This window comes from Paenibacillus sp. MMO-58 (assembly GCF_037146255.1).
Taxonomy (GTDB): domain Bacteria; phylum Bacillota; class Bacilli; order Paenibacillales; family Paenibacillaceae; genus Pristimantibacillus.
Window position 1 is genome coordinate 68,274 of sequence record NZ_JBBCVY010000011.1, and the last position, 25,665, is coordinate 93,938.

Below are 25,665 nucleotides of genomic sequence, written 5' to 3' on the forward strand. Positions count from 1 at the left end.
CGAATGAAACGCAATTTCAGCAACTTACCACTCGCGCCTCAAAATGAAGAAAAACTTTCATGAAGTGAAAAATAATAGTTTTTTACTAAAAATCCACATAGCCGTAACATGCCTCTTACAATCGGGCTCTATCATCTAACTCGAGAGACAAACAAAGATGAGGACGTGGAGAGCCCATCTACTAGGAGGAAGTTATCCTTATGTTCATTTCGAAGAAAAAAACAGCTTTAGTCCTACTAACGGCAGCATCCGACATGACGATTATGTCGGCCTGCGGCCAAGACAACAAGAGCTCGAATACACTCTCAGATGCGGTGCCAACAGATGCACCAACAAGCGCAAATGCAAATGCTGCGGCGCCTTCCACCGACCCGTCCGCTGCACCGGCAGCCGAATCGGTTGACGAATTGTACGCCAAAGCGAAGGAAGAGGGCAAGCTGATCGTCTACTCCACCTCCGGACGCGCGAACGATGCGGCGGAGACCTTCATGAAGCAATACCCAGGCATCAAGGTGGAAGTGAGCAAGGTGAAATCCGACGAGATGATGGACAAGGTGACGAAGGAGCAGGACGCAGGGCAGTTCAACCCGGACGTTATTCTGACGAAGGAAGTCAGCGGAGCCGTTGAGGAAGAGATGGTGATGACGGGCCGCTATATCAAATACCTGCCGGAGGATATCGCGCCGATGGTCGACGAGCCTTACCGCACGCAGGCGGAAGCTTATGCGAACTACGTGGAGTTCCGGACTCTTTTCTACAATAAATCTACATACGCGGAAGCGCCCGTAACGAACTGGTGGGATCTGACGACTCCGGAGTTCAAGGGCAAAGTCTACACCGCCGATCCGCTCAGCTCCCCGGCATTTATGGATCTGTTCACGACCATGGTCATCAACAGCGATGACATGGCGGCGGCTTACAAGGAGAAGTTCGGCAAAGACATCGTACTTAACGGAACGGACAACGCAGGTTACGAATTTATCAAAGAGCTGTTCGACAATGGCCTTATCGTGTTAAAAGGAAGCGACGACGTTCTCGACGCCATCGGCAAAGCCAAAAGCGACGCCCTTGGCCTTGCGGTGTCGGGCGACGTATCGAAAAATGAAGAGAAGGGCTGGACGATCGCTCCGATCTATGACATTAAACCGAAAACATCGGTTCCGGATTCCGGGTACTTTTTCATCGCGAACAAAGCTCCTCACGAAGCAGCCGCGAAGCTGTTCATCCGTTGGATGATGGGCGAGAAGGACGGCACGGGCGAAGGACTTGCCCCGTTTAACGAAGTGGGCTCGTGGGTACCGCGTTCGGACGTAAAGACGAAGAACGATATTTCCTTCGAGGAGCTGAACCTGTGGCTGTTCGACGGCGATGCCCTGTACAAGATCGCACCGAAAGTGCGCGACTTCTGGATTAAGCAAAAATAAAGCAGCAAGGTGGAGAGAGAATTGGCGAACAAACCGGCGCTAACCGTAAGGCGCACGCGGATCTATAACGGGCTGACGAACTGGCTGACCAGTCCCGTGCATCTGATCGGGCTTGCAGCCCTGGCTTTCCTGGCGTATACGATCGCTTGGCCGGTACTGAAAATCCTGTATACGACCTTCATCTGGAGGCAGCAGGATGTCCGTCTGACGGGGGAAGCGAACCCGGGGCATTTCACGCTGTACCATTGGACCCGCGTGCTGGCGAGCGATATGAGCATGAATTTGTTTTACAAGCCGATTCTTAATTCCCTTGGCGTTGGCTTCGCCGTCTCGGCGCTGTCGATGCTGATTGGATGCGGGCTGGCGTGGCTGGTCGTGCGGACGAATGTTCCTTGGAAAAAAACGATCGCTTTCCTGGCCGTCATCCCGTATCTGCTGCCTTCCTGGATTATTTCGCAGGCCTGGCTCACCTTCTTCAAAAACGGCAAGATCGGCGGAACGCCCGGCATTATGGAGGCACTTATCCATGTGTCTCCGCCGGACTGGCTCTCTTACGGCTTTGTGCCGATCGTGGTCTCCCTGTCGATTCACGACAGCGTGTTCTTCTTCCTTATTGTTGGCGCGGCGTTAAGCTCGATGAACAGTCAGCTTGAAGAGGCGGCAAGCGTAACGGGAGCGGCGAGATGGACCATCCTGCGGCGGATTGTGTTTCCGCTGGTGCTGCCGTCGATTTTGTCCGGGGTTATCCTGATTTTCACCAAGGCCATCAGCTCCTACGGGGTTCCGGCCTTGCTCGGCACGCCTGTGAACTTCTATATGATCTCAACCATGCTCTATTCCAGCATGCGCTCGAGGCTGACGACCGAAGCGAATGTGCTTAGTCTAACGCTGATGCTGATCTCTATGCTGACGATTTATCTAAACCAACGGGTAGTGGGGCGAAGAAAAAGCTTCGTTACCGTAACCGGCAAAGACAGCGCCAGAACGCTGACCTCCCTTGGGCGTTGGAGATATCCGGCGGCTGGGACGGCAGCGTTTGTGATGATTCTGATCTCCGTTGTGCCGCTGCTTGTGCTGCTGTTTCAGTCTTTTATGCTGAAGGAAGGCGTCTACTCGTTCAGCAACTTTACCACGCATTACTGGTGGGGCGGCTCCGATCCGAATATTAACACGGGTGAGAAGGGCGTCCTGCAAAACAATATTTTTATGCTCGCGCTGAAAAATTCCCTGTACATCGCAGGGGCCGCCTCCGTCATAGCGGCGGTTATCGGGCTTATCTTGGGCTACGTTGTTGCTAGAGGCAGGCAGTCGTGGATCGGGCGGATGGTGGATCAGGTATCTTTTCTGCCGTATCTCATTCCGGGTATCTCGCTTGCTGCGATCTATATCTCGATGTTTGCGAAGCCAACCCTGATTATTCCGGCCTTGTACGGAACGATTACGCTGCTCATTCTGATTACCGTTGTAAAAGAACTGCCGTTCACCGTCAAAGCGGGCAGTGCCTCGATGCTGCAGATCGGCAAGGAGCTGGAGGAAGCGGCGCAGATCAGCGGGGCTTCGTGGTTTACGCGGTTCCGAAGGATCCTGCTGCCGCTTAACCGAAAAAGCTTAATGTCGGCGTTTCTCCTCGTATTTATCGGGGCGATGAAGGAAATGGAGCTTATCATTCTGCTGATCACTCCGCGCACGGAGACGCTGACGACCATTACCTTCTATTATGCCGAGAAGGGTTATGAGCAGCTGACGAACGTCATCCTGATGATCATTATCGCGATCGTCATTACGGTATATTTCCTCGCGGTGAAGTTCGGCAAAGCCGACCTGACCCAAGGGATTGGAGGGCAATAACCATGAACGCAATCGAGCTGCAGGGCATCCATGTCGCTTTGGATGGGAAGCAGGTTCTTCAAGATATTGAGTTAACGATCAAGCAAGGGGACTTCATGACGTTCCTCGGGCCATCCGGCTGCGGTAAAACCACGCTGCTCCGCACCATCGCCGGCCTGCAAAAGGCCGACGCCGGAACGATCACGATCAGCGGACGAGAAGTCGCAAACGGGGAGACCCAGTTCCATATGGAGCCGTCGAAGCGCAGGCTGAGCCTGGTTTTTCAAAGCTACGCGTTATGGCCGCATATGACCGTCTACGAAAATGTCGCCTTTGGTCTTCAGGTACGGAAGCTGGCGAAGGCGGTTGTACGGGAAAAGGTCGAGGCAGCGCTGGGCAAAATGCGCATCGCCGAGCTTGCCGGCCGCTACCCAAGCGAGCTGTCAGGCGGCCAGCAGCAGCGGGTCGCCATCGCCCGCGCCATCGTCACCGAGCCGGATATTCTCCTGCTCGATGAGCCGCTGTCGAACCTCGATGCCAAGCTGCGCGTCGAGATGCGCGCCGAGCTGAAGCGGCTCCATCAGGAGCTCAACACAACAGTCATCTACGTCACGCATGACCAGCATGAGGCTATGACGTTATCGACGCAGGTTGCGATCTTTTTCGGCGGACAGATTGTCCAGTTGGATAAACCTCGGGAGCTCTATAAGCGTCCAAAAACGCTTCAAGTCGCCGAGTTTATTGGAAGCGCGGGGATGCAGATGAACCGTCTGGAAGGAGTTGTCCGTACAGATGAGGAAGGATTAAGCTGGCTGGAGACGCCGGTGGTGTTGATTCCTCTTGCGGGTGAGGGGCAGGGGACAGATGACGTGCATGCACCATCGACTCTTGCGAGTGGAGCCAGCGTCGCTAAGCCTTCATCATATCTCGTGAGCGGTGCCAACCTCCCGAAACCTTCACAGCTCACGAGTGGAGCCAGCCTCTCCAATCCTTCACCTCTCACGCGAGGTGCCAGCCTTCCCGCATCTTTACCCCCCGCACGTGGTGTGAAGATGGAGGGAGGGCAGGAAGTGGTGCTTACCGTCAGGCCAGAAGATATCCGACTATACGAGGAGCGCCGTCCGGGGAGCATTGCCATGTCCGTGTCGGCGGTATTCCCATCCGGCGCGGAGACGCTTGTCCAGCTGGACGCCGCTGGCATGTCCTTAATGGCCCGCGTCATCGGCGAATCCGAATATGAGCCGGGCACTACCCTGTACGCGGTGCTGCGTCAGAATCAGATGAACGCTTACGATAAGAAAACAGGTATCCGAATGGAACTACCATATGCGAATCACAACAACGAACCGGGGGAATCCACTCATGAAAATCGACTTTCATATTCACGTTAAACTTTCGAAGAAAACCAACTTCGAGATTGAACATTTCAACAGCATGATCAATGAAGCAAAGGCTCAAGGCCTTGACGCGATTACGCTGACGGAGCATTTTAACACGCATCGCTTCGAGGACGTATACGGCACGCTTGATAAAATGTACCCTTTCAACAACCACTATTACAATGTCGACGGATTCAAGCTGTTCACCGGCATGGAGGTTGACGTAGCCGAAGGCGGCCATATCCTCGTCAGCGGTCCGAAGGATAAGCTGCTCGAAGTACGAGCGTTGCTGGAGGATCACCTGACAGCGGACCGTTTTATTGGACTGGAGCGCTTGTTCGAACTTTGCCATCCGCGCGGCCTAATGGTCATCGGCGGACATCCTTTCCGCGAATCCAACCATCTCTACCATATCGACAAAGAGCTGCTCAAGCGGTTCGATGCGTTCGACCTGAACGGGAAAGACCTGCACGAGATCGGCATCCAAGAAAATATCGCAAAGGTCCTGACGCTTGGCGCCGAGCTTGGCGTACCGGTTATCGCGGGAAGCGACGCGCACCAAATGTTTCAGGTGGGCTGCGTATACAACCAGTTCGAGGGAGACTTTGAGACCGTAGCCGATCTGAAGGAAGCGATCCGTGACGGAGCGTACAAGCGCGTGATTTCGCCAAGCCTTGATCTGCAGGTGCGCGCGGCGAATTACGTGAAGAAGCTGCTCAAGAAGAAAGTCGAAGTTGTAGTCTAACAGGGGCGGACGGGGGAGAATCGTAGCTATGATGCAATTTGAACATGCAAAGCTCACCCGCGGTCACCAGCGGATCGCGGATTATATAAGCAAGAACATGGACGATGTACCGTTCATGATAGAGGAAGATATCGCGGCGGCATGCGGCGTGAGCGTCTCCACTGTCTCTCGCTTCTGGGCCGAGGTCGGCTCGAAGAACCTGAAGGAATTCAAGCAGCGCGTCAAGGACGAGGCGCTGCTTTCTCCTGCCCGGAAGCTGCAGTCTGCTTTTGACAAGGTAGGCGGGGAAAGCGGTGCCGCCGCTAATGTGCTGGGTGTAGCGGAGTATATTGAGCAGACCGCTGATCGTATTGATCAAGCAGCGTTTGATGCGGCAGTGGGGTTGCTCGCTAAAGCGGGCACCGTCCATATCTACGGTCCCGGCTCCGCCGAATGCTTAACCGCATTAATGGACTTCCGCTTATCACGCTTCGGCGCCGACGTCCGCCGCCTGGACCGCGGCGGTCACGAGCTGTTTGAGAGCATGGTGCCGATCGGTCCGGAGGACGTCATCGTCATCTTCGGCTTCGTCTCCGAATCCCCGGAGATGGCCGTCCTGCTCGACTTCGCCCGCGAACGCGGCTGCCGCACCTTGCTCATCACCGACCTCGCCGTCAGCCCCATGCTCGCCAAAGCCGACATCTCCCTTTTCACCGCCCGCGGCCAACTCTGGGAATTCCACTCGATGGTGGCTCCGATCGCCGTCATCGAGGCATTGATCGTCGCGGTAGGGAAAGAGCGGGAGCAAGCTGCGCTTGCGGGGAGCGAGGAGCTGCATCGGTTGAGAAGGAAGTATGCGAAGTTGTTGCCGAAGCGGTTTAAGTTAGTACGAAACTAGGGAGCATATCGAAAGAACTCGAACCAATAAGTGGTGGGGTTCTTTATTTATAAATTCTTGATAATAAATTGATATCAGTTAATCGTAATGATTCAAATTAACTACTTCAAACAGCAATAATGTTACAAATTTCGCCAAATTCAGGTGTTAGGCAATAAAGGGGCATGGTAAAATGTAGAAAGTAAACAGGGGGGAATAGATTTGTCAACTACTGCTGACTATGCAATATCCGGATTTCTGTATCAATTTAATAAGACGCTTCATGAGATATTAAATTCTCAAGAGGATGATCCTTTAATGAAGTGATAAAAAGATGGTGCAAAGAGTAGCAATATATAGTCACTTTTGAATTAGTTAATAACGGGAGAGGAATTATTTTGAAGCTTCTAAAGAATATTGAAAAAAATGTTCGAAGTAAATATTTTGAATTTTTTTATCCTCTATTTATCCTAATAGCAATTATTATTGCTAATAGGGCTTCATTGTTACCCCCAATGCTATTGAAGCATTTAAAAATAAGCGATGATAAGGATATAGTTTTAGCTATTACTGGCGGGATTTTATCCCTTGTGGGGCTTGTAGCAATATTTGTTTCTTTAAATGTACAACAAAGAATAGAAAAAACTCGTGAAGTATACTGGTCAATGATTAAAGAACATAAAACAGAGGAAAATCCATTTGAATTAAGTAAAAAAATAGATGCATTACTATTTGAATATGCAAATGTATCGCATAAAGAAAGTTACATCGATTCTGTTATAACTTTATTTAAAGCTGCATTAGCATTTATTGCACTATCATGGAGTATATACGTAGGTCAAATGTATCCCACTATGACCGTACATATTCTCGCATGGTTTGTATTCTTCTTTGGCCTTATTATACTGTTATTTTTCAGTATGATGTTCGATAGATTTAAAAAACCTGTCGAGATTACTGAATTACCTTCTATTAATAATTTATTAAACGTTAATTTTGTGTTAAAAAATAAAATTAAGATCCATACGTTATTGTTGGCAGGGACTAGCTTGCAGATAACACCTATACTTAATCTAAGTAAAACAGGGGACACTCGTAATACTATGCGAATTAGTGTGGCAATCCCTGTGAATAATTATAAATTGGTTTTTACTTCTGTTGAGGCTATTTGTAAAGTTAGGGAGAAGGAAGATGCATTGAATAACAGCAGTGGACAATTAAAAAATTTATTTATTGATCCCAATTTCTCATTAAACATAGATTCCTCCCAGGAAGTACATGAGGAAATAGTTAGGGAATGGGTGCATCCTTTCTCTTTAAAGAAACAAGTTGGCTGGTATCATGATTTTAAGGTATCAGAAGTTGCAACAGGAGAGAATTGTTTCATTAATGATAATGAAATTGTGTACCCAACAGGAATGAAAGAATTAAGATTTAAAATAAAATTAATTCCTTTGGTCAATGAGAAGGAGACGAGGGAAGATATAATTGAATTAGAATACAAGTACACGGGCTCATTCCGTGGAGAACCAGCAAGAAGTATTGATTATTATATTTTTGGTAGGAAGACAATTTACATGCGAGGATTAACGCAATTTGAAAGTAATCATGATGAAGAGGTTGAGGATTTAATGACTATCAGAATTAATAAAAATCTTTCAACTGTTAAGTAGGAATATATTGGATTGAAATGCTGTCCTTCGATTGTTTATTTTTTTCCTTTGATTTTACTTTTGAGCAATTTAGAGGTGCTCCCCATGAAGCAAGGTCTCTACGAACAACTCATCAACAACGTAACCTTACAGCAGCTAGCTTCACTGGACACCTCTGCTTTTGACATCGGTAAAGAAGCCCTTGATCCAGAAGAAGCACGCAAGCTGCTCTCTAACTATATCGCCACCGTTACACGCCGGGCCTTGAAGGCAGTACGAGAAAACTCCGATACCGACGAAGAGGCCGTACTCGCCCAGGTCCGTGCTTGTAACGACATTATCTCCACCCTCAAAAACGCATTAGACCAGCAAGACTTTGAAGAGTTGCAGCTCGCTGAACAAGGGGAAGTGTTGACCTATGTTTATGCGAAGCTCAACTCTATTCGTGCGGTTAAGGAAGAGAAGGTGCTGCGCCCGACGACTCCACTCTCCCAAAGTTCACTCTTCACGGGTTCACACGCTGAGCCGAACATGCTCAGTGAGCTGAAGCATGAGATCCTCACGTCGGACCGTATTGAGTTTCTAGTGTCTTTCATCAAATGGAGCGGCCTTCGCTGTATGATTGAACAGCTTGAGCAGTTCACTGCTAGAGGCGGGCAACTGCGGGTTATCACGACTACATATATGGAGGCCACGGACTTCAAGGCCATTATGGAGCTAAGCAAGCTGCCGAATACGGAGATCAAAATCTCCTACGACTCCACTCGAACGAGGCTTCATGCCAAGGCCTATGTTTTCAAGCGGGACACCGGTTTTACGACGGCCTATGTGGGTTCTTCGAATCTTTCCAACCCTGCTCTTACAAGTGGACTGGAATGGAACTTGAAGGTGACAGAGAAGGATTCCTACGACGTTCTCAAGAAGATCGAAGCAACCTTTGAGAGCTATTGGAATGACCGTGAGTTTTCCGATTTTTCTGGAGATAACTCTGCCCATGAGGAGCAGCTCAAACAAGCACTTGGCAAAAACCACTCCAAAGACCAAGCCCAAGACGCCATGTTCTTCAAGTTCAGCATCCAGCCTTATGATTATCAGAAGGAGATTCTTGAGAAGCTAGAAGCGGAGCGGACGTTATACGGCAGGCATAAGAACTTGCTTGTGGCTGCGACTGGCGTTGGGAAAACGGTCATTTCGGCTTTTGACTATCGACGATTTGCCCAGCGGAACCCGCAACGTGCGCGGCTGTTGTTCGTGGCTCATCGCGAGGAGATTCTGAAGCAGAGCTTGGACACGTTCCGTTTTATCCTGAAGGATCTGAACTTTGGTGAGCTCCATGTTGGCGGCAATCAAGCAAAGTCGCTTGAGCATCTTTTTATAAGCATCCAGAGTCTTAACTCGATGAAACTAACCGAAGTTACAACGCCGGATTACTACGACTTCATCATCGTGGACGAATTCCATCATGCTGCGGCACCTTCTTATCAGAAGCTGCTTGCTCATTACCAGCCTCAGATCCTGCTTGGCTTAACGGCTACGCCTGAACGGATGGATGGCAAGAATGTGCTGCGCTACTTTGACGATACGATTGCAGCCGAGATCCGGCTGACTGATGCGATAGATCGGAAGCTGTTATGTCCTTTTCAGTATTTTGGCGTGAGTGATCATGTGGATCTCTCGCAGGTGAAGTGGACCAGACGGGGATATGACCAGTCCGAGCTGGAAAATCTGTTTACGAACAATAAAATCCGGGCGACGCAAATCCTCAATAGCTTGAGGAAGTATGTGACCGACCTCGATGAGGTCAAAGGGCTCGGATTCTGCGTTGGCGTTGAGCATGCTCTCTATATGGCCAAGGTATTTAATGAAGCGGGTATTCCGTCAATTGCCTTACATGGCGGCTCCAGCGATGAGGATCGGGATCAAGTGAAGGGCAGGCTGGTTCGCGGCGAGATCAAAATGGTCTTTGTTGTTGATCTGTACAACGAAGGCGTGGATATTCCAGAGGTGAACACGGTGCTGTTCCTTCGTCCAACGGAGAGTTTGACCGTGTTCTTGCAGCAATTGGGCCGGGGACTTCGCTTAGCCGAGGGAAAAGAGTGCCTGACCGTCCTTGATTTTATCGGACAAGCTCACAAGGATTATAACTTCCACGACAAGCTGCGGGCGTTGCTCGGTAAAACGAAGCATTCCGTCCAGCACTATGTGGAGCATGGCTTTTCGAGTCTGCCTAGAGGCAGCTTTATTCAGCTGGAGAAGGTCGCTCGCGACTACATCCTGCGGAATCTGAAGCAAGCGACCAATAATCGTCGCAGTCTCATTCATAAGATGAAGTATTTTGAAGGCGATTCGGGGCAAAAGCTTACTATAGTGAATTTCCTGCGTTATCATGGCATGAGCATTTATGAGCTCTACGGAGGCCGAACGGGTAACCGTACCTTCCGAGGGCTGATGGTAGAAGCGGAGCTTCTTGAGCCATTCGAGTTCGAAAATGGGGATTATTTAACGAAGCGAATTCCGGCGCTCCTAAGTCTCAATTCCCGGAGATTGCTGAGATTCCTCATCGCTTATTTCTCGGGCGAAAAACAAGCAAGTACCGAAGAAGAGCAGCTTATGCTGAATCTTTTCTATTATACGTTTTACCGGTCAGAGCCTAAGAAGAATGGGTTCGATAGCATCGAGCATGGTATTCGCACCATTGTGGGCTGTTCTCAGTTCCGTGAAGAGCTGCTGGAGATTCTGCAATATAACGAGTCGCATATTAGCTTCGTGGATGATTCGAATGCTTTCCCTTATGCTTGTCCGTTAGATGTGCATTGCAGCTATTCGACGGATCAGGTGCTGGCCGCGTTTGGTTATTGGAATGAGGCGAAGTCGCCGGCTTTTCGCGAAGGGGTAAAATATTTCGACGATAAAGAAACGGATATTTTCTTCATCACGTTAAATAAGTCGGATAAAGATTTTTCGCCGTCTACGCTTTATGAGGACTATGCCATTAACGAGCGGTTGTTCCATTGGCAAACGCAGAGCCGTACGTCGGAAGAGTCGAAAACCGCGCAAAGATATATTCATCATCGCAAGCTCGGGACTCGTATTGCTTTGTTTGTTCGGGAATACAAGGAAGAGAATAACTACACGTCTCCGTTTATTTTCCTGGGTGAAACGGAGTACGTCAGACATGAAGGAAATAAGCCGATGAGCTTCGTGTGGAGACTCAAGACCGAAATGCCGCCAGCCCTTGTGCCAGCGGCGAATAAAGCGATTGTTTAGGACGTGAATGAAATGATAGAAGTTGCGGCAGCTATTATTGAGAATGGACAAGGTCAGATTCTGATCGCGAGAAGGAAGCAAGGGAAGTCTCAAGCGGGCATGTGGGAGTTTCCCGGCGGCAAGATTGAAGCGGGCGAGACGGCAGAAGTTTGTCTTAAAAGAGAGTTGCTTGAGGAGATGCATATCGAGATTAATCCCTATGCTTATTTTGGGGTTAATGATCATCACTATGGGGCAACTCATATCAGGCTGATTGCTTATAAAGCGACGTTCGTGAGTGGTGAGATCATGCTGGTTGATCATGATGAGTACCGTTGGATCGCTGCTGCCGAACTCGGGGAGTTTACGTTTGCTCCGGCAGATATACCGTTTGTTGAGATGCTGGAAGTAGGGAAGCAGCATGGAGGTTAATGAGCTTAAAGAAAGAATTGCGAACCTGTCCATCTGGAAAAAGAACGGTCAGCGCGCTCCGCATAAGCCATTGTTAATCCTGTTAAGCTTAGCTCAGTTGCAACAGCAGCATACCACTTTGCCTTATGAGAGGGTAAGAGAGAAGCTGAAGAAGCTGCTTGTTGAGTTTGGTCCGGCGAGAAAGTCCTATCATCCGGAGGAGCCTTTTGTTAGGCTTTCCACCGACGGGATATGGGAGCTTAGTCAATCCGTAGATAAGAAGAACTTCTCGGATAAGCTGTTGTTAATGGAACATGTATCCGGTGGTTTTAACAGCGAGGTGCTTGAGCTGCTTCGCCACAATAGTTCTCTTACTCAGGAGTTGGCGGAGATCCTGCTAACGGAACATTTTCCGGATAGTATTCATCAGGATATTCTGGACGAGATTGGACTCGACTTATCTATTAAGCGGAAAAGGCCGCGTGACCCGAACTTTAGAGATCGTATTCTTAAAGCTTATGAATACAGCTGCGCGGTGTGCGGTTTTAATGTTCGGTTGGGTAATAATCTAGTCGCAATAGATGCTGCCCATATCCAATGGCATCAAGCCGGTGGGCCTGACAAAGAGGATAACGGGATTGCGCTATGTTCCTTGCACCATAAGCTTTTCGATCGTGGCGTTTTTACAATAACCGAGGAGCGGGAGCTGCTAGTTGCGGAACAAGCCCATGGCACAAACGGTTTTAACGAGTGGCTCATGAGATACCATGGTCACAAGGTTCGCGAACCGATTAATCCGGACTATATGCCGAAGGAGAACTTCGTTCATTGGCATTTCCGAGAAGTGTTTAGAGGTCCGGCGCGGTATAAGGTTTAGGAGATTCTTATAAAAGCTCAGCCAGTGAGATGGTTGAGCTTTTTCTTAAAGAAAGTTCAAAACTAAATTAGAGGAAAAACTTATGAAACCACTATCTGAACTTATTTATAAAGAAAATGCTTGGTCTGACATTCAAGCCTGGATTGCTGACTCGGATAACAAAGTAACGATTGTTGCCAATGAGAGGGGAGATGGTGAATTAGCTTTGTACCGCCTCCAAATTTCTAACAAATCGACCATGGGAGCAATCGCTTTAGAATGCGGGGGGCTGCTTATTGATAGGGGATGGTTGAGAGTTTTAGGTTCTGGAAACAAAGAGTTGAACAATTCATTAATATCTTGGAATGAACAATCCACCTCAAAAATAAAATATCCTTTAATCGGTGGGCTAATTGTTGCCTATGATGTAGTCGGAGGATTTTTCGCAATTAATAATGGAGCCTTTGATCCTAAGTCACACAGTGTGTACTATCTTGCTCCTGATACACTGGAATGGGAAGATACTGAAATGACTTATACGGATTTTATTAACTGGTCATTATTTGGTGATCTGAATCTGTATTATGAATCCTTCAGATGGTATGGCTGGGAACAGGATGTAGAGAAGCTTTCCCTTGAAGAGGGAATTTTGATTTACCCTTATCTCTGGAGTAAAGAAGGTAAAGAAGTTAATAACGCTCATAAAAAAGCAGTCACTATGAAGGAATTATGGGAAGTACAAAATGAATTTATGAACGCTCTGTAAGGGGATCTAATATTCCAATAAAAAGGGTGAAGATATGTTTAAAAGAAAATGGGCATTTGAAGATCCTAAAAATGTGGCTGTCATAACCTTAGATAAAATAATGAAGCTTGAAAGCCCAGTTCTGTATGTGACACATGACGAAGAAGATGGAATGTGGCAGTTTCTTGATGGTGATGATGTAATCGAAGAAGAGGCACGTCTAATATCGTTAAAACAGATGGTCGATATAGACCCAAGTTTGACTAGCCTCGCCAATCTTCCCTTGGGGTGGGTTGCATGGAGAGAAACGAAAGATAGTGAGTGGATCAGAGCGCAAAGATAACATGTAGCTTAGGTACATATTATTCTATTCTTTTGAGTAACAGAATATGGTAAGTTACTTGAATATAGAGAGTTAAGCCACATACAATGTGGCTTTTTTTATGTTTAAGCAGAGGTTTTACAACTTTATACTTTAGACTTTTTGTTCAGGTTTGTATGAGTTTTGTGGTTCATGCGGTTAGGTTGGTATGCTATTATATCTGTAATAAACAACGTCTAGGTATACCAACTTTATTTATTCTTGAAAACGAATACACGGCCATTCATCCTTTACTAAAGGGGACTACGATCATGCAAAAAATCGTTCGATTACGCTGTGAGTACAACCACAACCCCATTGGCATACAAACAACCCAGCCTCGCTTCAGCTGGGAATTAGAATCTTCCAAACGCAACCGGAAGTTGGCTGCCTATCAGATTATCGTATCCGAGAGTGAAAAGGATGCGCTCTCCGGAATCGGTAAGCTATGGGATTCGGGCAAAGTCGAATCTGCCGAGACCTTTCACGTCGAGTATGCTGGCAGATCACTAACTAGCGGACAACGCTGTTACTGGACGGTCAAATGCTGGGATCAGGACGGAGAGCTATATGAAGCTGAAGAGGCTGCTTTTTTCGAGATGGGTATACTGAGCCCGGATGAATGGACCGCACAGTGGATAGGTGCAGATGAGACAATCGCATCGCCATTATTCAGAACCTCCTTCCACATACATAAAGCAGTTAAGCGGGCTTCCATTTCCGTCTCAGGACTGGGTTACTTCAAGCTGTATATGAACGGCAATCGAGTCGGTGATCATGTCCTTGTTCCAAACTGGACGGATTATGATGATCGCAAGATCGAAGGGCTGCTGTATCCTTTCGACGATCAGACGTCCAAGAGGGTTAATTATCTTCAGTACACTGTAACGGACAATATTCGGCAAGGCGAGAATGCAATTGGAGTGATGCTGGGAAACGGCTTCTACAATCAGACGGAGAGAACGATTGAGGGCAAAATGCGTTATGGCGCTCCTAAGTTAATCTTGCAGTTAACCATTACCTACGAGGATGGTACGGTGGATTTCATCCGCAGCGATGAAAGCTGGAAATGCAGCTCCGGGCCAATTGTGTTCAATAATATTTTTTACGGAGAGATCTATGATGCCAGGCTGGAGCAGCCGGGTTGGAATGACCAGGGGTTTGACGATTCGTCCTGGGAGCAGGCCCGCTTGGTTCGTTCTCCGAAGGGTCAACTGACGGCTCAAATGTCTCCTCGGGATAAAAAGATCAGCACGCTCAAACCAATCTCCTGTGCTGAGCCGCAACCTCATACCTACATCTTTGATTTTGGTCAGAACTTCTCGGGCTGGGTGCGCATTCGCATGCAAGGAGATACCGGGCAGCAGGTTACGCTGAAGTTTGCGGAAAATCTCAGCGCCGATGGCGCGCTAGATACGCTGAGCTGCGGTGGGGACGACCAAATCCAGTCCGATACTTACATCATGAAAGGCGAAGGAATAGAGCAATACGAACCCCGATTTGTCTGGCATGGTTTTCGTTATGTGGAGGTTACCGGATATCCCGGAGTACCGAACCTAACGGATCTCGAGGGCATCGTTGTTCATGCTTCGGTCGAACCTACCGGCGAGTTCTCTTGCTCTGATCCTTTACTTAATCAAGTGCAAAGCGCGTATCGCTGGTCGCAGCTTACGAATATGCATGGCGGCGTGCCAAGCGATTGTCCGCATCGCGAGCGACTCGGATATACAGGGGACGGACACCTGACAGCGGAGTCGGCGAGTTACAACTTTGATATGGCTGCATTTTACGCCAAGTGGATTGAAGACATCAGTGATTCGCAGAACAAAAGGACCGGCTTTGTCCCGCATACGGCCCCGTTTAACGGGGGCGGGGGCGGAGTCGCTTGGGGATCCGCGTATATCATTATGCCGTGGACGATGTATCGCATGTATGGGGATCGTCGTCTGCTCGCTGAGCATTATGAAGGGATGCAAAGCTGGATCTACTATCTAGGTACGCGTAATCGCGGAGGTCATCTAGTTGAATTCGAAGAACCGGACAGCTGGTTCCTGGGGGATTGGTGTATCCCGGGAGCGAATGAGCTTCCTCCAACTCTAGTGAGTACGTTCTACTATGCCTACACGGTGAAAATGATGTCCAAGGCTGCCGCGGTGCTTGGTCATGAAGAGGACTCGAAACATTACGCGGAGCTGTTTGATCTTATTTGCGCAGCGTTTAACGAGGCGTTTTTCAATCCCGAAACCGCCACTTATTCCATAGGTAGGCAGGGTGCGGATCTGTTCCCGCTGGTTCTTGGCTGCGTTCCCGAGGGTTACGAGGATCAAGTGTGGGAGCGGGTGCTTAGGCATTACAGGGATGATCAAGGCGGGCATTTGGACACGGGCATATTCGGGACATTCTTCTTGTTTGGGCTTCTTAGCGAGCGGGGGGAGACGGATCTAGCGTTAAAGATGGTCACGGCAAAAGACTACCCCGGCTACGGCTACATGATTGAAAACGGCGCCACCACCCTGTGGGAATCTGGGACGGACATGACTCTCATAATCATCCGATGTTCGGAAGCGTCAGCTCCTGGTTCTACAAGCATGTTGCCGGGTTGGCTCCGCATCCCGATTCCGTAGCATTCGGCCAGGTTGTCTTTAAACCGTTCCAAACCTCAAATTTAAACCATGCGTCTGCATCGGTTCATACTATTCAGGGTCAGTATGCCATTCGCTGGTCCAGAGAAGATAGGAGCAGTTGGGCCTGTGAGCTCCAAATCCCGCCTAACGGCTCGGGAGAGTTTTATTTTCCTATAAAAAGCGGCAATGTCCTTATAACGTCCATTTTCGAAAAAGGATACAACCGTACCATATGGCCGTCATCTGATACAGATCAATTTTCACCCGATACAATTCAGTGGAGGACGGAGCCGAACGATATCGTCGTCACTCTAGGTTCGGGTCGATATGAGTTCCATGTGACCGTAAATCCCGAGTAAAATAATGCCTGAGCCAATCCTCATTGGTTCAGGCTTTTTTAATGGGAACGTTTGGCTAAATCCGATTAATCCTGCCCACGCATCTTAGGAAGGGGCTATAATGAAATGACTGGAAGTTTAATGGAGAAAGCGAAGTGAAAGCCATGCTGAATCAGGCCATGGAACAAAGCTTAAGCAAATTAATGACGAAGATCCTTCGGCATACGCCGGAGCAATTCGGGGTCAGCCTTGATCCGGAGGATGGTTCCTGCGGGATGCACGTTCTGTTAGAGGCGATACAAGCTCAGCCCAAATGGGCTGGGATCACAATGGAAGATATAGAGCAGGTCGTCCACAACTCGGAAAAGCAGCGTTTTGCCATCGAGGATGGACGTATTCGGGCAAGATATGGGCATAGTCACGATCGAGTCCAATATACGGCGGGCGATCCGCCAGCAATCCTCTATCACGGCACCAACAGGAAGGCCTTGCCGTCCATCTTGGGAGAGGGGCTTCAACCGATGAACCGTCAGTATGTGCATTTGTCGGAGGGGACTCATTTTGCAACGCTGGCGGGAAGCCGCAGGGGGAAGCTTGTGATTTTGAAGATAAATACGTCGCGTGCAAAAGAAGCGGGCGTCGTCTTCTACTTTGCAGGCAACGAGGTATGGCTGGCGGACCGTGTTCCGGCAGATTGCTGCTCGGTCTATGAGCAGGAAAAAGGGAGTAGATAACGATGACAAATTCCATTATAGATATCGGTGTTAATCTGCTGCACCGATCTTTCCATGAGGATCGTGAACAAGTTGTTGCCAGAGCGGCGGAGAATCATGTCACGCCTCTTATTATCACCGGCACTAGCTTAAGGAACAGTGTGGACGCGGCTCGTTATGCCGGGAGATATTCCGGGAAGCTGTATTCCACAGCTGGCGTACATCCGCATGATGCGAAGAATTGCAATGAAGAGACAATTGCGAAGCTGCGCGAGTTAGCGGCGATGCCGCAGGTTGTTGCGATCGGGGAATGCGGGCTGGATTACAACCGGGACTTCTCGCCGAGGGACGTGCAGCGGAAATGGTTCGGAGAGCAGATTCGTCTGGCGCTTGAGCTGGATATGCCGTTGTTCCTTCATGAACGGGAGGCGTCGTCGGATTTTATCGGGATGCTGAAGGAGCATAGCGTGAAAAATGCCGTCGTGCATTGCTTTACAGGTACGGTGCAGGAGTTGAAGGCGTATCTGGAGATGGGTTACCATATCGGGATTACGGGCTGGATTTGCGATGAGCGGAGAGGCAAGCATCTCCGGGATCTGGTGCGGATGATTCCGCTGGACCGGCTGATGATCGAGACGGATGCGCCATTCCTGACGCCTAGGGATTTGAAGGAGAAGCCGAAAGACGGGCGGAATGAACCGGCCATCCTGCCGCATATTTTGCAGGCGGTTGCGGAGTGTATCGGAAAACCGGCGGAAGAGGTGGCACTGGCAACTACGCAGACGGCGAAAGCCTTTTTCCGCATCTAAGCATATAAAAGAAGCGCCGGGCTTCCCTTGACCGACGCATCTTGCCACAATAGAATTTATAAATTTTTGATGGCAGGAGAAAATGAAAATTCTATTTGGCGATAAAACCACCTCTAAACGCGGTCACTCAACTTCGAAAGGCTTCGATAGAGGTTTTCTCATTTTCTTTTGTACCACTTGGCCCATTCGTTGATGACCTCGGCCCGGGTCTTTGCCAGATCTCTGGGGCATCGGGATGTCTCCCATTCTTGAATGGCTTGTTGTTTCGTTTTGTAGAAACGGTAATCGCAAATATTCCATGGACAGTACAGCTTTCGGTACCATTTCCCGTTTGAACTATCGGCGGTGAAGCGGCGTACGGTTTTTGCGGCTTGTCTTTTAGCCCAAATGGTATTCGGTGTAGTATGATCCGTCCATGCAGGTGATTTCTTGAAACTTCTGCTCATAACTCTCTAACCTCCTTAGGGGGAAGCTAGAGGCCATCTAAAGTTTTCATGGGTCACCTCAATTCGAAGTTTGCTGCGGGTTGCCTATAATAACGCATCGGATAGAAAAATGTTTCTTAGGCGAAGGAGATGATTCGAATGAAATATTTCAAATCCAGCCTTTGGTCAGCCATCAATTCAGGCGATCCGGAAGTGCAAAAGCGAGCGGATGCAGAGTGGAAGGTGAACGATCAGCAGTACTGGACAGAGTACTTGAAGCTGGAGGGCAGGTTGGGCAAGGAGCTGTATGAATTTTTTCATACCTTCAGTTTCCATGACTATGACCTCAAGGAATATAAGCTCGTGCAATCCGAAGTGCATGACGATAAGGTTGTTGACTTGTATATCACCGTTACGGGTGTCCAAGACGAATGGACTTTGGTTTATAACCATATCAGCAGGATCGGAATCACGATGGATCCGCCCGACCTGCTTGACCACAGAGGTTTTGATGATTGGGGCTACGATGAGCTGCTGATCGTGGATGAAAAGACGCTTTCACATGAGATTCTCTTCGCCTCCGGAGCCTATTTCTCGTCCATTTTCCCGATAAAAACCTCGCCGTTAGGCAGAATTAATGTTTTTTTCCTAATGGGTTCCATTGGTATTAGCTATTTCCATTTGGATGTGCTATAATGAATTTATTAAACGTGACCTGAATTCACATCTCGTAGAGGGTTATTTTTATCAAAGGAAATAATCCTGCACGATATGTGAATTTTTTATTTTTTGAACAAAATAAGAATGTCATGTAAATCATATACAAGGTGGTAATTGAACATGGAACAAGGTACAGTTAAATGGTTTAACGCAGAAAAAGGATTTGGCTTCATCGAAGTTGAAGGCGGCAACGACGTATTCGTACACTTCAGCGCTATCCAAGGCGACGGCTTCAAATCCCTTGACGAAGGTCAACGCGTTGAGTTCAACATCGTACAAGGCAACCGTGGTCCTCAAGCGGAAAACGTTGTAAAACTGTAGGATTACGTAAAAAATGCCCCGGACTTCAAGGTTTGGGGCTTTTTTTCATTATTACAGATCAGAGGAAAGAGGGATATGAATGTATTCTCGGAAAAAGACGGCTGAAGAACTGCCTACTGAATTAACAGTGGTATGGTCATGCTCTAGCGAGCAATGCAAGGGATGGATGAGGGATAACTTCTCATTATCCGAAGCTCCCGTGTGCTTCCTATGCCAATCCCCGATGATCAAGGAAGAACGAATGCTGGCTGTGGTGGCGAATACGAGCTACAGCTATCAGAAATAGAAGAACGAAAGCATCTCCTGAGCCAGGAGATGCTTTTTTTTATGTCCGGGCCGCCCCGCGCCCAATCCCCACAACCATCCGCGCAATGCCGTACACCATCAAGTATCCCGTACTGATGATGAAAGTCGGCGACCCCAGCACAGAGTGGATCTCGGTCATGTATATGGTATTGTCCAAAATGGTACGGGTGGCGGAAGTGGCGATGACGGTGGAGGCCAGGAAGATCGCGATGGCGGCGAGACCGCCCAAGACGGATTTGCCCATTTGGCTCCGGTAGCTGATCCATCCGACAATTGCGGCGGCTATGGCGAGCCCTGCTCCGATGATAAAGATCATATGGTTCACCTCTACCTACAGCTTTAGGCAAAAAGGCGGATCTTATGCGGAAAATTGACAGTAATTATGAGAATCGTTATCATATAAGAGGATTCTTTACATAGGATGAAAGTGGCAGTCTGGCGAACCAGAGGCCTAGGGGAATAATGAAACGGAGGTCGGAGGCGTTGTTCGATTTTAGTCTCGTAAAGATGTATTATCATATTTCGCCCGAGGGGGCGGAGCATCCGATTTACGATATACCGGCAACGGGCTTTTTTGATCCGACCACTCTGCAAGAGGCGCTTCAGCGGAGCGGGGAGACGGTGCAGGCGATCTCGAATGCGCTGCCGGCTTCGTTTATCGGAACATCCCTGTGCAAAGTGAGCATCGTACAGCTGTTGTTCGCTTCGATACATAATCAGTTAATCGATATGTACCCGGATAATATCAACTACCAGGTGGAGATGCATAACGATCATGCCCATCTGGGTTATAAAATAAATGAGCTCCGCTCCATTCCTGTGCCAACGGAGCCCGAGGCGCGTAAAGCGTTCCTGCTCCAGCATTGGGCGGAGTATTTCACGAATTTCGTTACGCCTGCGATTGAAGCGATCGCTGCGGCCGGCGACTTGAAGCCCGATGCAATCTGGCAGCAATTCAGCGGTCAGCTCAAGATGACGCAGGATTTCATTGAGGCTCACATGCAAATGCCGCAGCTCACCGAGCAATTCCTGGCGGATGGCAAGCTGCTTGCGGAATTCCTTGATCCCGCCTTGTTCAACCGCAGACGCAATCCGTATTACCTCGCGAACCCGCGTTACGTGGAGAACCCGTATAAGCCAGAGGAGAAGTGGCTTATTCCTTCCTCCTGCTGCCTGTACGACCGCCGCGAGAACGGAACAAAATGCTACACATGCCCGCGTATGACTAATGACGAGCGTGAAGCGAGAAAATGCGAAATTCTAGCGGAAGCCGCCGTACACTAATACTTGCTTCCTACATAAAAGAGTATCTCCCGATCCGATTATCCGGAAGGAGATACTCTTCTTCGTTCATCCGTTCGTCATCCATTATCTTCGCGCAGATAAGAATGCTCGCTATTGAGCAGCTCCTTTAAGCGTCAACCTGTATAGGTACAGGTTGGAGTAAACCGAACCTTCTTATACACTTCGAGCCGCGAATGTCCGATTAATTCGACACCGGAAACTGCATTTGGAGCCGATGAATAAAAGTTTTGATGATCTTGGAATTGGACTTGCTCTTCGATTGCATCCAGCCAAGCGGGACGGGCGGTGCGGTAGGCAGATCAATGTCCAGTATTTTGTATGTTGGGTAGTTCTGATAATTCCCGTAGTTGAAGGAATAGTTCAACCCCAGCGTAATGGCAAGCTCATCGTCGAGAGCCTGACGGATCGCCTCCAGGTTATTGGTCGTAAACAGCAGATTAGTTGCACCGTAATTCTCATTCAGATGCTTAATGTACCAGTCGATATAGTCCTCATTATAGAGGGCAAGCGGATAACGCATCAGATCCTCCGCTTTAACCCGGTCGCGCAAGGCGAGCGGGTTATTCTTATTAACGCAGCAGGTCATGCTGACATCCATCACTTTCGTGAATTTGAGTCCCTCGACGCTGGGCTCGAGATCCTTATAGAGGACGAGCAGACCAAGGTCGATTTTATCCTGATGGATGCTTGTGATCATCTCCTGGGAGTGGGTCTCCGAGATCTCGATCCGGATATTCGGAAAATCCTTCTTAAATGCCGCTATCGTCTTCACTAACAGCGACATCGGTCCCGGAATCGTGGCGATGCGAAGCTCGCCGCTGATCGTATTGGTGAAGCTTTGCGCTTCTTCCCGCAGCTCCCGCACTTTTTCGATAATCTCGCTGGCTTTTTCGATTAATATGCGGCCTTCGGCGGTTGGGAAGGTTCCGTGCCGGGAGCGGGTGAACAGCTTCACGCCAAGCTCGGTCTCCAGATGCGTAATGGATTGGCTGATCGCGGGCAGCGTGACATGCAGATTGTTGGAAGCGGCCGAGATCGACTTCACCTTGGCGACTTCCAGGATATATTCCAGCTGGTCAATATTCATGGTGGATGATCGTTCCTTCATTTTTATTTAACATCCCGTAAATTTAACTAAATTTATTATTACACTAAACCGACCTATACTTGAATTGTAACTTAATTCGTTTCGCGCAACACAATATAGAGACAAGGATGGTGCTTGGTTATGCGTCTGGAGGGCAAAGTAGCGATTATTACAGGTGCGGGTACCGGGATTGGGAAATCGACGGCGCTTCGTTTTGCAAAAGAGGGAGCAAAGGTTGTCGTAACGGATATTAATGAAGCAAGCGTGCGGCAGACAGCTGATGAGGTGAAAAAGCTTGGCGGAGAAGCGCTGGCGATTCGTCACGACGTGGGCAGCGAGGACAACTGGATACAGGTAGTTGACGAGGCGGTTAAAGCGTTCGGAACCATTGACGTGTTGTTCAATAACGCCGGTATTTACGTAATCAAGCCGTTGTTTGATACAACGGTGGAGGATTGGAACCGTCTGATGAACATCAACGTGACCAGCGTCTTCCTCGGCATGAAGCATGTCATTCCGGTTATGCTGAAGCAGCAGCGCGGATCGGTCATTAATGCTTCTTCCATCGCGGGGATCGGCGGTTCGCCAAACCATGTGCTGTATGGAGCAAGCAAAGGCGCGGTGCGGACGATGACGAAGGATGTGGCGATGGAATTTGCCACTCAGGGCATACGGGTCAACTCGATTCATCCGGGGTACATTAATACGGCTATGGTTGATTACGCAGCGGCAACAACGCACCTTGACAAGGAAGCGCTTGGACAGGCCGTTTCTCCGCTTGGACGCGTAGGCAACGTGGATGAGGTATCGAATCTCGTCTTGTTCCTGGCTTCGGACGAATCGTCTTACATGACCGGCACCGAGATGGTTATCGACGGCGGCGCGATGGCTAGATAAGCAATCATTTATTATTCTTCGAATAAGAGGTGGAAATAACGATGCGTTTTGAAAATAAAGTAGCAATCGTAACCGGCGGAGCAAGCGGCATTGGGGAAGCAACAGTCCGTGCCTTTGCGGCTGAAGGAGCGAAGGTCGTAATTGCGGACTTCTCGGATCACGGGTCAGCGGTATCCGAAGAACTGAACAACCAAGGCTATGATACCCTTTTCGTAAAAACAAACGTAGCCGAAGAAGCAAGCGTCAAGGCGATGGTTGCTGCCACGGTGAAAAAATACGGCAAGCTTGATATTCTGTTCGCGAATGCCGGAATCGGCGCGCAAGGCGTTACCCATGAGCTGTCCATGAAGGACTGGCAGCGCATGATCGACATCAATCTGACAGGCGTATTCTTGTGCGATAAATACGCGATTGACCAGATGCTGAAGCAGGGCACTGGCGGGGCGGTCGTGAACTGCGGCTCGATTCACAGCCATGTGGCGCGCAACACCATTCCGGCTTATTCGGCGGCAAAAGGCGGCGTGAAGCTGTTAACGCAAAGCACCGCGATTGCTTATGCACAGAAAAACATTCGCGTAAATGCGGTTTGCCCAGGCTATATCGATACGCCGCTTATCCAAGGCGGCAGCGAAGAGGCGCGTCAATATCTGATTAACCTGCATCCTATGGGCCGTCTCGGCACGCCGGAGGAAATAGCCAAGTCCGTTCTTTTCCTCGCAAGCGAGGATGCATCCTTCATTACGGGTACGACCGTGACTGTAGACGGCGGCTATACGGCGCAATAATCTTCATCGTAGATCAAACCCCTTATCCATTACGGATAGGGGTTTTTTAATGGACAGATTTTTGAATCTGACCTCCGGGATGGTACAATAGTCCAAGAATTTGAATTCGAGGAGTTGTTTTAACGATGAGCGAACCGAACGAAAAAGAATTGGTGAACTATCTGGCGGAGAAGACAAAGGTTCCGGCTGAAACGATCAGCCTGGTGCTGAAGCATGAGCAGGCTTTTATCGATAAGGCGCAAAGCTCTGCTAAAGGCCAAGTCATTGATATCGACAGCGACGAGCTGATCGATTATGTGCTGAAGCAGCGCGATGTGAAGCTGGATGAAGTGACGGTCGAGAAAATTCTCGATATGGAGATGGATTATCTCGTCGAGAACGGCTTTGCGGAGCATGAAGACTAATTGAGCTACATAACGAAGAAGGCCATCTGTCCGTTTGGGCAGATGGCCTTTCTGTTATCGGCTTATTATTGCGATACAGCGGCTTTCTCGCTGTCTACCGGAACAGGGTGGGCTTGTTCGATCTTTAATGTGGAAGCGGCCTTGCGAGCCGTCATCCGGTCGTAATAAGGCATCAGCCTTGAAGAGACAAAGGCCACGATTGGCGCAGTGAGAATCACGCCGATACTGCCGGTCATGCCTTGCAGTACTTCGATGGTGACGAGGTTCATATTGACGAGCTGGTCATAAGGAACCTTGTACGCATAGAGGACAAGCAGGGACATAAGCGAGGAACCGGTGAAGGCGAGAATCAAGGTGGTTGCCATCGTCCCCATCATATCGCGGCCTACGTTCATGCCGGCAAGGAACAAGGCGCGTGGTCCAAGCTCGCGATTCGTTGTGTAAACCTCATGGACGGCGGATGCGATGGAGATGCCTAGATCCATAATGGCTCCAAGGGCGGCGATAATGACCCCGGCAAAGAGAAGGCCTTCGACCTTCATGCCGGTATCGTCGGCGATAATGAGGAGCGTCTCGGAATCATTTGTATTAAATCCGGAAATATGAAGCAGATGGCCCGCCAATATAGCTACGCCTCCGGCCAGGATAACGCCAATCATCGTGCCGATGATGGCGGAAAGTGACTTGGAGCTCCAGCCGTCGAGCAGCAGTAAGGTGGCGATTATCGTCGTCGTAACGACGATGATCGCTGCGAGCATCGGCGAATAGCCTCTATACAGCATCGGAAGGAAGAGGAAGACGATGCTGCTGAACGTAAAGAGGAGGGCAACGGCCGATTTCAGCCCTTTTTTACCCCCGATCGCCCATAAAATAGCCAGGAAAATCGCGATCATGCCATAGAGATACGGCGCGCGGTAATAGTTGTAGATCGTTACATTGAAATGGGAGGCATCGGCCGTTGAGATGTTCACGACAAGCTTTGTGCCTGCCTTTGCATGAATGTTAAACATGGTACTGAGGTAGTTGGTCACCGGCAAAATTTCACCCTTATGTTCGCCGGACAATATTTTAATCTTCAGCTCTTGCGTACCCCTGTACAGCCCTTGGATATTCGCATCCTTCTCGAGCTGTTCCTTCGTAACCTCCACGACTCGTGCTTTCTCGTAGCGTTCATAACCGCTGCCTAGCTGTTCATTAAACGTGAATTCATCCATCCGGTTGAATTGGTACACCGAAGCTGCAAATACGATCAGCAATGCGATAAATACGCCTGTCCGAAATCTGGGCAGCGCCATTTTGCTCCAAAATACGTTCACTGAAGATTCCCTCCGTGTCCTTCGATCTTGTCCTCATCATAATAATGATTTGTTAATTAGGGATTAATTTACAATTTATTAAAGGAATAAACCAATTCCATTAACAATTGACC

The 25,665-nt window shown here is 49.0% G+C and carries 26 protein-coding genes; 22 read left to right on the forward strand and 4 right to left on the reverse strand.

The features are described 5' to 3' along the window. Window positions 1-200: 200 nt before the first annotated feature. The 15 genes from WFJ73_RS26290 to WFJ73_RS26355 all read left to right on the forward strand — a co-directional run bounded on the left by WFJ73_RS26290 (window position 201) and on the right by WFJ73_RS26355 (window position 17,986). Window positions 201-1,424, forward strand: coding sequence for an ABC transporter substrate-binding protein (locus tag WFJ73_RS26290; protein ID WP_336775913.1), 1,224 nt, complete (start codon window positions 201-203; stop codon window positions 1,422-1,424). Between the two features lie 21 nt (window positions 1,425-1,445). Further along, on the forward strand, window positions 1,446-3,272 hold the full coding sequence (locus WFJ73_RS26295; protein ID WP_336775914.1) for an ABC transporter permease: 1,827 nt from the start codon (window positions 1,446-1,448) through the stop codon (window positions 3,270-3,272). A gap of 2 nt (window positions 3,273-3,274) precedes the next feature. Further along, the gene (locus WFJ73_RS26300) at window positions 3,275-4,642 is read left to right on the forward strand and encodes an ABC transporter ATP-binding protein (RefSeq protein ID WP_336775915.1); all 1,368 of its coding nucleotides are present in this window, start codon (window positions 3,275-3,277) and stop codon (window positions 4,640-4,642) included. After that, a complete protein-coding gene (locus WFJ73_RS26305) occupies window positions 4,614-5,375 on the forward strand; it encodes a PHP domain-containing protein (RefSeq protein ID WP_336775916.1) in 762 nt (253 codons plus the stop codon). The genes WFJ73_RS26300 and WFJ73_RS26305 overlap by 29 nt, the downstream gene beginning before the upstream one ends. A 28-nt stretch (window positions 5,376-5,403) precedes the next feature. Continuing rightward, window positions 5,404-6,252: a MurR/RpiR family transcriptional regulator gene (locus tag WFJ73_RS26310; RefSeq protein ID WP_336775917.1), complete on the forward strand. Its 849-nt coding sequence runs from the start codon at window positions 5,404-5,406 to the stop codon at window positions 6,250-6,252. Between the two features lie 377 nt (window positions 6,253-6,629). Next, window positions 6,630-7,904, forward strand: coding sequence for a hypothetical protein (locus WFJ73_RS26315; protein ID WP_336775918.1), 1,275 nt, complete (start codon window positions 6,630-6,632; stop codon window positions 7,902-7,904). Window positions 7,905-7,988: 84 nt separating this feature from the next. Next, entirely contained in the window at window positions 7,989-11,150 is a 3,162-nt protein-coding gene (locus WFJ73_RS26320; RefSeq protein ID WP_336775919.1) for a DUF3427 domain-containing protein, read from the forward strand. 12 nt (window positions 11,151-11,162) lie between these two features. Continuing rightward, window positions 11,163-11,561 carry an 8-oxo-dGTP diphosphatase MutT gene (gene mutT / locus WFJ73_RS26325; RefSeq protein WP_336775920.1) on the forward strand — a complete coding sequence of 133 codons (399 nt, stop codon included), beginning with the start codon at window positions 11,163-11,165 and terminating at the stop codon, window positions 11,559-11,561. Next, window positions 11,551-12,417: a phosphorothioated DNA-binding restriction endonuclease gene (locus WFJ73_RS26330; protein WP_336775921.1), complete on the forward strand. Its 867-nt coding sequence runs from the start codon at window positions 11,551-11,553 to the stop codon at window positions 12,415-12,417. The genes mutT and WFJ73_RS26330 overlap by 11 nt, the downstream gene beginning before the upstream one ends. Before the next feature lie 82 nt (window positions 12,418-12,499). Continuing rightward, entirely contained in the window at window positions 12,500-13,162 is a 663-nt protein-coding gene (locus WFJ73_RS26335) for a DUF2625 family protein (RefSeq protein ID WP_336775922.1), read from the forward strand. A gap of 34 nt (window positions 13,163-13,196) precedes the next feature. Beyond that, window positions 13,197-13,484, forward strand: coding sequence for a hypothetical protein (locus WFJ73_RS26340; RefSeq protein WP_336775923.1), 288 nt, complete (start codon window positions 13,197-13,199; stop codon window positions 13,482-13,484). A 290-nt stretch (window positions 13,485-13,774) separates the two neighbouring features. Further along, the gene (locus WFJ73_RS26345; RefSeq protein ID WP_336775924.1) at window positions 13,775-16,126 is read left to right on the forward strand and encodes a family 78 glycoside hydrolase catalytic domain; all 2,352 of its coding nucleotides are present in this window, start codon (window positions 13,775-13,777) and stop codon (window positions 16,124-16,126) included. Further along, window positions 16,057-16,485, forward strand: coding sequence for an alpha-L-rhamnosidase C-terminal domain-containing protein (locus WFJ73_RS33485; protein WP_442955993.1), 429 nt, complete (start codon window positions 16,057-16,059; stop codon window positions 16,483-16,485). The genes WFJ73_RS26345 and WFJ73_RS33485 overlap by 70 nt, the downstream gene beginning before the upstream one ends. Window positions 16,486-16,628: 143 nt before the next feature. Beyond that, window positions 16,629-17,198, forward strand: coding sequence for an RNA 2'-phosphotransferase (locus tag WFJ73_RS26350; protein ID WP_336776052.1), 570 nt, complete (start codon window positions 16,629-16,631; stop codon window positions 17,196-17,198). Window positions 17,199-17,200: 2 nt separating this feature from the next. Continuing rightward, a complete protein-coding gene (locus WFJ73_RS26355) occupies window positions 17,201-17,986 on the forward strand; it encodes a TatD family hydrolase (protein WP_336775925.1) in 786 nt (261 codons plus the stop codon). Window positions 17,987-18,144: 158 nt separating this feature from the next. On the opposite strand, the gene WFJ73_RS26360 is transcribed toward WFJ73_RS26355, so the two are convergent. After that, entirely contained in the window at window positions 18,145-18,432 is a 288-nt protein-coding gene (locus WFJ73_RS26360) for a hypothetical protein (protein WP_336775926.1), read from the reverse strand. A gap of 138 nt (window positions 18,433-18,570) precedes the next feature. Here WFJ73_RS26360 and WFJ73_RS26365 point away from each other — a divergent pair, with 138 nt between their 5' ends. The 3 genes from WFJ73_RS26365 (at window position 18,571) to WFJ73_RS26375 (ending at window position 19,738) form a co-directional block, all read left to right on the forward strand. Beyond that, entirely contained in the window at window positions 18,571-19,107 is a 537-nt protein-coding gene (locus WFJ73_RS26365) for a hypothetical protein (RefSeq protein ID WP_336775927.1), read from the forward strand. Window positions 19,108-19,251: 144 nt separating this feature from the next. Beyond that, a complete protein-coding gene (locus WFJ73_RS26370; RefSeq protein ID WP_012772304.1) occupies window positions 19,252-19,452 on the forward strand; it encodes a cold-shock protein in 201 nt (66 codons plus the stop codon). A gap of 79 nt (window positions 19,453-19,531) precedes the next feature. Further along, window positions 19,532-19,738, forward strand: a complete 207-nt coding sequence (locus tag WFJ73_RS26375; protein ID WP_132312856.1) for a cold-shock protein — start codon at window positions 19,532-19,534, stop codon at window positions 19,736-19,738. Between the two features lie 39 nt (window positions 19,739-19,777). Here WFJ73_RS26375 and WFJ73_RS26380 read toward each other — a convergent pair whose 3' ends face one another. After that, window positions 19,778-20,074 (reverse strand): hypothetical protein, encoded by a 297-nt coding sequence (locus WFJ73_RS26380; protein WP_336775928.1) that lies wholly within the window; start codon window positions 20,072-20,074, stop codon window positions 19,778-19,780. Between the two features lie 146 nt (window positions 20,075-20,220). On the opposite strand from WFJ73_RS26380, the gene WFJ73_RS26385 reads away from it, so the two are divergent. Next, window positions 20,221-21,042, forward strand: a complete 822-nt coding sequence (locus WFJ73_RS26385) for a (2Fe-2S)-binding protein (protein ID WP_336775929.1) — start codon at window positions 20,221-20,223, stop codon at window positions 21,040-21,042. A 202-nt stretch (window positions 21,043-21,244) separates the two neighbouring features. On the opposite strand, the gene WFJ73_RS26390 is transcribed toward WFJ73_RS26385, so the two are convergent. After that, the gene (locus WFJ73_RS26390) at window positions 21,245-22,171 is read right to left on the reverse strand and encodes a LysR family transcriptional regulator (protein ID WP_336775930.1); all 927 of its coding nucleotides are present in this window, start codon (window positions 22,169-22,171) and stop codon (window positions 21,245-21,247) included. Between the two features lie 120 nt (window positions 22,172-22,291). Between WFJ73_RS26390 and WFJ73_RS26395 the strand changes: the two genes are divergently transcribed. The 3 genes from WFJ73_RS26395 to WFJ73_RS26405 all read left to right on the forward strand — a co-directional run bounded on the left by WFJ73_RS26395 (window position 22,292) and on the right by WFJ73_RS26405 (window position 24,236). Next, a complete protein-coding gene (locus WFJ73_RS26395; protein ID WP_336775931.1) occupies window positions 22,292-23,047 on the forward strand; it encodes an SDR family NAD(P)-dependent oxidoreductase in 756 nt (251 codons plus the stop codon). A gap of 41 nt (window positions 23,048-23,088) precedes the next feature. Continuing rightward, a complete protein-coding gene (locus tag WFJ73_RS26400) occupies window positions 23,089-23,832 on the forward strand; it encodes an SDR family NAD(P)-dependent oxidoreductase (RefSeq protein ID WP_336775932.1) in 744 nt (247 codons plus the stop codon). A 125-nt stretch (window positions 23,833-23,957) separates the two neighbouring features. After that, entirely contained in the window at window positions 23,958-24,236 is a 279-nt protein-coding gene (locus WFJ73_RS26405) for a hypothetical protein (protein ID WP_336775933.1), read from the forward strand. A gap of 65 nt (window positions 24,237-24,301) precedes the next feature. Here the strand turns inward: WFJ73_RS26405 and WFJ73_RS26410 are convergent, their stop codons facing one another. After that, the gene (locus WFJ73_RS26410; protein WP_336775934.1) at window positions 24,302-25,552 is read right to left on the reverse strand and encodes a YibE/F family protein; all 1,251 of its coding nucleotides are present in this window, start codon (window positions 25,550-25,552) and stop codon (window positions 24,302-24,304) included. Between the last annotated feature and the right edge of the window lie 113 nt (window positions 25,553-25,665).

Coding starts and splice junctions, on each gene's coding strand:
- WFJ73_RS26290 (WP_336775913.1), top strand. CDS start 201: ATGTTCATTTCGAAGAAAAAAACAGCTTTAGTCCTACTAACGGCAGCA.
- WFJ73_RS26300 (WP_336775915.1), top strand. CDS start 3,275: ATGAACGCAATCGAGCTGCAGGGCATCCATGTCGCTTTGGATGGGAAG.
- WFJ73_RS26305 (WP_336775916.1), top strand. CDS start 4,614: ATGAAAATCGACTTTCATATTCACGTTAAACTTTCGAAGAAAACCAAC.
- WFJ73_RS26310 (WP_336775917.1), top strand. CDS start 5,404: ATGATGCAATTTGAACATGCAAAGCTCACCCGCGGTCACCAGCGGATC.
- WFJ73_RS26320 (WP_336775919.1), top strand. CDS start 7,989: ATGAAGCAAGGTCTCTACGAACAACTCATCAACAACGTAACCTTACAG.
- mutT (WP_336775920.1), top strand. CDS start 11,163: ATGATAGAAGTTGCGGCAGCTATTATTGAGAATGGACAAGGTCAGATT.
- WFJ73_RS26330 (WP_336775921.1), top strand. CDS start 11,551: ATGGAGGTTAATGAGCTTAAAGAAAGAATTGCGAACCTGTCCATCTGG.
- WFJ73_RS26335 (WP_336775922.1), top strand. CDS start 12,500: ATGAAACCACTATCTGAACTTATTTATAAAGAAAATGCTTGGTCTGAC.
- WFJ73_RS26340 (WP_336775923.1), top strand. CDS start 13,197: ATGTTTAAAAGAAAATGGGCATTTGAAGATCCTAAAAATGTGGCTGTC.
- WFJ73_RS26345 (WP_336775924.1), top strand. CDS start 13,775: ATGCAAAAAATCGTTCGATTACGCTGTGAGTACAACCACAACCCCATT.
- WFJ73_RS33485 (WP_442955993.1), top strand. CDS start 16,057: ATGTTCGGAAGCGTCAGCTCCTGGTTCTACAAGCATGTTGCCGGGTTG.
- WFJ73_RS26350 (WP_336776052.1), top strand. CDS start 16,629: ATGCTGAATCAGGCCATGGAACAAAGCTTAAGCAAATTAATGACGAAG.
- WFJ73_RS26355 (WP_336775925.1), top strand. CDS start 17,201: ATGACAAATTCCATTATAGATATCGGTGTTAATCTGCTGCACCGATCT.
- WFJ73_RS26360 (WP_336775926.1), bottom strand. CDS start 18,432: ATGAGCAGAAGTTTCAAGAAATCACCTGCATGGACGGATCATACTACA.
- WFJ73_RS26365 (WP_336775927.1), top strand. CDS start 18,571: ATGAAATATTTCAAATCCAGCCTTTGGTCAGCCATCAATTCAGGCGAT.
- WFJ73_RS26370 (WP_012772304.1), top strand. CDS start 19,252: ATGGAACAAGGTACAGTTAAATGGTTTAACGCAGAAAAAGGATTTGGC.
- WFJ73_RS26375 (WP_132312856.1), top strand. CDS start 19,532: ATGTATTCTCGGAAAAAGACGGCTGAAGAACTGCCTACTGAATTAACA.
- WFJ73_RS26380 (WP_336775928.1), bottom strand. CDS start 20,074: ATGATCTTTATCATCGGAGCAGGGCTCGCCATAGCCGCCGCAATTGTC.
- WFJ73_RS26385 (WP_336775929.1), top strand. CDS start 20,221: ATGAAACGGAGGTCGGAGGCGTTGTTCGATTTTAGTCTCGTAAAGATG.
- WFJ73_RS26390 (WP_336775930.1), bottom strand. CDS start 22,171: ATGAAGGAACGATCATCCACCATGAATATTGACCAGCTGGAATATATC.
- WFJ73_RS26395 (WP_336775931.1), top strand. CDS start 22,292: ATGCGTCTGGAGGGCAAAGTAGCGATTATTACAGGTGCGGGTACCGGG.
- WFJ73_RS26400 (WP_336775932.1), top strand. CDS start 23,089: ATGCGTTTTGAAAATAAAGTAGCAATCGTAACCGGCGGAGCAAGCGGC.
- WFJ73_RS26405 (WP_336775933.1), top strand. CDS start 23,958: ATGAGCGAACCGAACGAAAAAGAATTGGTGAACTATCTGGCGGAGAAG.